Origin of the sequence: Falsiroseomonas oryziterrae (assembly GCF_021864505.1) — a bacterium.
Classification (GTDB): Bacteria; Pseudomonadota; Alphaproteobacteria; order Acetobacterales; family Acetobacteraceae; genus Falsiroseomonas; species Falsiroseomonas oryziterrae.
This window is the reverse complement of sequence record NZ_JAKJIB010000295.1, coordinates 1-5,442: the sequence shown is the minus strand read 5'-3', so window position 1 is coordinate 5,442 and position 5,442 is coordinate 1. Positions and strand designations below refer to the sequence as shown.

Here is a 5,442-nt window from a genome sequence, read left to right as displayed (position 1 = left end):
CATGAGTTTATGGCCGGGGCGGAGGGGGCCTTGGCCCCCTCCGCCCCGGCCATGACTGATCGAGGTCCAGGAGCCCGCGTCCAACGCCCTTGGCGTTGAACCCTGGCGGGAGGGGTGCGGGGAGGGCAGCGCCCTCCCCGTGACACTACGTCCCGCAGAACGTCGCCAGCACGCGTTCCTGTGGTTGCGGCGGCAGCGCGTAGTCGGCGGCCTCCGGCTGGTCGTCGAAGGGGCGTGACAGCACGCCGAGCAGCGCCTCGAAGGGCGCGTAATCGTCGTTCTCCACCGCTGCCTTGATGACGCGCTCCACCTGGTGGTTGCGCGGGATGAAGGCAGGGCTCGCTTCGCGCATCATGGCGCGCCGTGCCTCGGGCGTGTCGGGGTCGTCCGCCAGCCGCGCGCGCCAGCCTGGTGTCCAGGCGTCGAAGGCAGCCGGGTCACGGAACAGCGCCCGCACATCCTTCTCCGCGCGCGGCGACAGCGCGGCGTCCGCCAGACGGCGGAAGGTCAGCGTGAAGTCGGCCTCGTTGTCCGCCATGCGCTGCATCAGGTCCTCGATCAGCGCGACATCGCCCTCGCGCGGGGCGGCGAGGCCGATCTTGCGCGCGAGGCCCGACTGCCACGCGGCCTCGAAGCGCGGGGCGAAGCCGGCCAGCACCTCCTGCGCCTCCGCGATCGCGGCGTCCTGGTCCTCGGCGAGCAGCGGCAGCAGCGTCTCGGCGAGACGCGTCAGGTTCCACATCGCGATGCGCGGCTGGTTGCCGAAGGCGTAGCGGCCGCCATGGTCGATCGAGCTGTAGACCTGCATCGGATGGAAGGCGTCCATGAAAGCGCAGGGGCCGAAATCGATCGTCTCGCCCGAGACCGTCATGTTGTCGGTGTTCATCACGCCATGGATGAAGCCGACCAGCATCCAGCGCGCGACAAGCTCGGCCTGTGCCGCGACCACCGCCTCGAGCAGCGCGCGGTAAGGGTTCTCCGCATCGCGCGCCGCCTTGTGGTGCCGTTCGATGACGTGGTCGGCGAGGATCCGCACACCGTCCACGTCCTGGCGTGCGGCGAAGAACTGGAAGGTGCCGACGCGGATGTGACTCGCGGCCACACGGGTCAACACGGCACCTGGCAGCGCATCCTCGCGGAAGACGTATTCGCCGGTGGTCACGGCGGCCAGCGCACGCGTGGTCGGGATGCCGAGCGCGTGCATCGCCTCGCTCACCACGTATTCGCGCAGCACCGGGCCGAGGGCGGCGCGGCCGTCGCCGCGGCGCGAGAAGGGCGTCGGGCCCGAACCCTTGAGCTGGATGTCGCGCCGGCGCCCGTCCCGCGTCACCACCTCGCCGAGCAGGATGGCGCGGCCGTCGCCAAGCTGCGGGACGAAGCCGCCGAACTGGTGGCCGGCATAGGCCTGGGCGATCGGCTCCGCACCCTCCGGCACGCGGTTGCCCGCCAGCACCTCCACGCCCTCGGGCGCGGCGAGTGCCGCGGGATCGAGGCCGAGGTCGCGTGCCAGCGCCTCGTTCACCCGGATCAGCTTCGGCGCCTTGACCGGTGTCGGCGGCAGGCGCGCGTGGAAGCGGTCGGGCAGACGGGCATAGCTGTTGTCGAAGGGAATCCGCATCTCGTCGAGATCGTGCGGGGCGGGGGGCGGGACAAGGGCGCGCTGCCCGCCTAGGCTCGCCGCGCCACGCGGGGGAGGAATGCATGCGCATCGCGGTGCTGCAGTTCACGCATGAGACGGTGACCTTCCTGCCGAACGACACCACGGAGGCGGATTTCCGCTATCCCGGCTCGCCGGCAGCGGGAGAGGCGCTGCTGGCGACCGATCCCAAGGGCTACATGGGCGGCTTCGTCCAGGTCGCGCGGGAATGGCCGGATGTGGAGCTGGTCGGCATCCAATCGCCGCTCTGGCCCAAGACCGGCACCGGATCGGGCTGGATCACCAATGACGCCTTCGAGGCCTTCCTCGGCCGCCAGATCGGGGAACTGCGGCGGCAGGGCCCCTTCGACGGCGCCTATCTCGCGCTGCACGGCGCGGCGGGCGTGCGCGGCGTGGCGCGGCCCGAGGCGGAGATCGCGCGGCGCGTGCGCGCGGCGCTTGGGCCGAAGGCGCGCATCGCCGCCACCTTCGACCCGCATGGCAACGAGGATGCCGAATTCCTGCGCCACGCCGACCTGGCCTTCTGCGTGAAGTTCTTCCCGCATTACGACATGCACCTGCAGGGCGAGCGCGCGGCGCGGATGCTGGTGCGCGCGATCCGCGGCGACTACCGGCCGGCGACGCACACCATCCGCGTCCCGATCCTGGCGCCGACGGTCGTGATGTGGACCGGCGCCTCGCCCTGGTCGGACCTGGTGCAGCGCGCGCAGGTGTGGGAGGCGCGCGAGCCCGACACCTACGTCAACGTCTTCTTCGGTTTCCCCTGGTGCGACGTGCCGGACGCCGGCATGTGCATCCAGGTCACGACGAACGGCGATGCCGCGCTGGCCGAGCGCGTGGCGCGCGACATGGCGGGCTGGATCTGGCGGCGCCGGGCGGAACTGATCCGCGGCACGGTGCTGCACCGGATGAAGGACGGCGTGGCGCTGGCGAAGCAGGCCGTGGCGGAGCGGCGCGCGCCGGTGGTCCTCGCCGACTACAGCGACCGCTCCGGCGCCGCGACCTGGCTGCTGCGCGAGGTCATGGCGCAGGGGCTGGCGCGCACGCTGGTCGCGACCGTCGCCGATGCCGCGGCGGTGAGGGCAGTGCTGGAGCGCGGCGCGCAGCCGGGCGATGCCTTCGACATGGAGGTGGGCGGGCGGCTCGCGGAGTCCGACGGCAATCCGGTGCGCGTCACCGGCGCGATCCTCGGCATCGGCACCGCCACGACGTCGCGCGCGATGGGCGGCGGCGACCGCTGGGTGATGGTCGGCTTCGGCGAGGGCAACGTCCTCGTGCTCAGCCCCTTCCTGGTGCAGATCACCGAACCGCAGGAGCTCTGGAGCCTCGGCCTCAAGCCCGCCGATTTCGACGTCATCGCCATCAAGTCGCGCGTGCATTTCCGGCGAGGCTTCGACGACAGCGGCTTCGCGCCGGCGATCCTGCTGGTCGAGCCGGACGAACCGTTCCTGGGCACGGCGCGGCTGGAGGCGCTGCCGTTCGAGAACCTGAAGCTGGCCGACTACTACCCCTATGGCGATCCGCCGAATCCGCTCGGCTGATCAGCCCACGCGTTCGTAGGAGAGGCGCCGCGCCAGCCAGCAGCCGAGCTCGATCCCGGTGACGCGCCCGTCCTCGCGCCGCACCGCCAGCGTCCAGTCGCCCGGCGGCGTGTGGTCCAGCGCGCGCCAGCAGGGCAGCGCCCAGAGATCCGGACCGACCGGCTCCAGCAGCTCCATGCGCGAGGTCCCGAGGAAACCGGAGAAGGCGCCGTAGAGCGCGCCGCCGGCATCGGCGATCTCCAGCCCCGCATCCAGCTCCGCGCAGCGGTAGCGGCCCGCGATGTCGGGGTGCGCGGCGCCGGCGGCGGGCAGCAGATGCGAGGACTGGTTCTCCTGCGGTCGGTCCATGCGCAGCCCGGCGGCGTCGCGGACCAGCCGCGTGCGGCCATTCGTCGCGCTGCCGTCCGGCTGCAGGTCGAGACGCTCGGCGTTGTGGCCGAAGCGCAGCCGGACGCGGCCGGGACCGGCGCCATCGAGGCGCACGGACAGCCCCGTCTCCGGCTCGCGCCACGCGCCGAGCCACTCGGGTGCCGGCAGCGTCTCGTCCGGTCCCGCCCGCCGCTCGTCCAGCACCGCCGCCACCGCATCCAGCGCAGCGGCCGCAGCGTCCGCGAGGTGGTTCAGGAACACGACCACCGACAGCCGTTCGGCGGCGAGATGGATGCGGTGGCTCCGCCAGCCGCGCAGCGCGCCGCCATGCCCCGTCGTCGCGCGGCCGAACTCCATGCCGCGGCCGAGGCCGAAGCCGTAGGGCGCTGGCGCGCCGTTCGCGAAGGTCACGGGCGCGGAGAGCCGCGCGTAGAGCGAGGACGGATCGTCGCGCGTCGCGTCGATATGCCGCTCCCAGGCGATCATGTCGTCGAGGCTGGCCGCGATCCCGGCATCGCCGGTCCAGATCACGTTGTTGACCGCGGCGCGGAAGCCGCTTGCCTGCGCGCCTTCGTAGCCCTCCGTCCCGTCCGGCAGCGCGCGCGTGTCGGCGGCGAGGATCGCGGTCTCCATCCCGGCGCGGTCGAAGATGCGGCGGCGCAGGAGCTCGGCGAAGGACCGTCCCTCGCGCTCCTCCAGCGCGTCGGACAACAGCCGAAAGTTCTGGTTGGAATAGGAGTAGCGCGTGCGCGGCTGGAACTGCAGCGTGCGGGTGCCCGCGATGACGCGCGCGGCCTCCACCTCGCCGAAGCCCGATTCCGCCGGCGCGCCGTGCAGCATCGCCACCGCCCAGTAGTCGCGCAGCCCCGACTGGTTGTGCGCGAGCGCCAGCGCGTCCGGCGCCGCGTCCAGCAGCGGCAGGCGCCGGCGGATCAGCGGATCGAGCGCGCGCGGGTCGTCCCAGGCGTCGAGCATGGCGGCACAGGTGAACTGCTTGGTGATGGAGCAGATCCGGAACAGCGAGCGCGGCGTGAAGGGGATGCGCCGCTCGGCATTGGCGAAGCCCCAGGCGTGGCGGACCAGCACCTCGCCCGCGCGCAGGATGGCGATGGCCCCGCCCGGCCCCGGATAGTCGCGCGGCAGGGCCTGCAGCAGGCGGTCGAGGCGGGCGGCGAGGTCGGTCATGGCGCGCAGTCTCCCCGCGTCGCGGCCACAAGGCCAGATCCGCGCGCGGACATCGGGCCGCGCCGATTGCCGAGGCGGCGCCCGGCCTCGTTCCGGCCGCCGAGCGAAGGCGCTGACGGCTTGCCGATCCGCGCGGCAGCCTGCACGCAGGGACCATGCACGCCGCACGCGCCCGCCTGACCCTCCTTGCCCTCGCCCTGGCCCTGCCGGCCTGCGCGCCGGGCATTGCCTCGCGCGAGGGGCTGACGCTCGAGCCCGGCATGGCGCGCATCGCGCTGGTCCGGTACGCGGACACGACGCTCGGGTCGGAGGGCGCGCAGATCGCGGTGAACGGGGTCGCGGTCGGCACGCTCGGCCGCGGCCAGCGCGCCGCGGTCGATGTCCCGGCCGGGCCGGTGACGGTCATGGCGAGCGCGACGGCGCCCGGACAGTGGGTGCTGCGCTTCCCCGCCGTGCCGGGCGGCCGCTACGAGGTCGAGGTGGTGCCGCGCGCCATCGCCGCGCTGCCGGCCGCGGGCTTCGGCACGCTCGGGATGCTGGGCGAGGCGGCGGTCAATCCGGAGGCGTCGGGAAGCTTCGCGCTGTCCATCGTCTCCGCCGCGCCGCCGCTCGGCCGCGGCGCGCCGGCGATGGGCGGGCCGAAATAGGTCGACGCGGCGGCGCTACCGCCGGCGGCCGCCGAGCAGCCCG

The 5,442-nt window shown here is 73.4% G+C and carries 4 protein-coding genes; 2 read left to right on the top strand and 2 right to left on the bottom strand.

Annotation, left to right across the window (positions count from 1 at the left end; genetic code table 11):
* Positions 1-145: 145 nt before the first annotated feature.
* The gene (locus L2I40_RS18470; RefSeq protein WP_237216656.1) at positions 146-1,618 is read right to left on the bottom strand and encodes a protein adenylyltransferase SelO; all 1,473 of its coding nucleotides are present in this window, start codon (positions 1,616-1,618) and stop codon (positions 146-148) included.
* A gap of 83 nt (positions 1,619-1,701) precedes the next feature.
* On the opposite strand from L2I40_RS18470, the gene L2I40_RS18465 reads away from it, so the two are divergent.
* Entirely contained in the window at positions 1,702-3,198 is a 1,497-nt protein-coding gene (locus tag L2I40_RS18465; protein ID WP_237216655.1) for a M81 family metallopeptidase, read from the top strand.
* Here L2I40_RS18465 and L2I40_RS18460 read toward each other — a convergent pair whose 3' ends face one another.
* Complete coding sequence (locus L2I40_RS18460; RefSeq protein ID WP_237216654.1) at positions 3,199-4,752, bottom strand: D-aminopeptidase; 1,554 nt, start codon at positions 4,750-4,752, stop codon at positions 3,199-3,201.
* A gap of 155 nt (positions 4,753-4,907) precedes the next feature.
* Between L2I40_RS18460 and L2I40_RS18455 the strand changes: the two genes are divergently transcribed.
* Positions 4,908-5,399, top strand: a complete 492-nt coding sequence (locus L2I40_RS18455; RefSeq protein ID WP_237216653.1) for a hypothetical protein — start codon at positions 4,908-4,910, stop codon at positions 5,397-5,399.
* The last annotated feature ends 43 nt before the right edge of the window (positions 5,400-5,442 follow it).

Coding starts and splice junctions, on each gene's coding strand:
- L2I40_RS18470 (WP_237216656.1), bottom strand. CDS start 1,618: ATGCGGATTCCCTTCGACAACAGCTATGCCCGTCTGCCCGACCGCTTC.
- L2I40_RS18465 (WP_237216655.1), top strand. CDS start 1,702: ATGCGCATCGCGGTGCTGCAGTTCACGCATGAGACGGTGACCTTCCTG.
- L2I40_RS18460 (WP_237216654.1), bottom strand. CDS start 4,752: ATGACCGACCTCGCCGCCCGCCTCGACCGCCTGCTGCAGGCCCTGCCG.
- L2I40_RS18455 (WP_237216653.1), top strand. CDS start 4,908: ATGCACGCCGCACGCGCCCGCCTGACCCTCCTTGCCCTCGCCCTGGCC.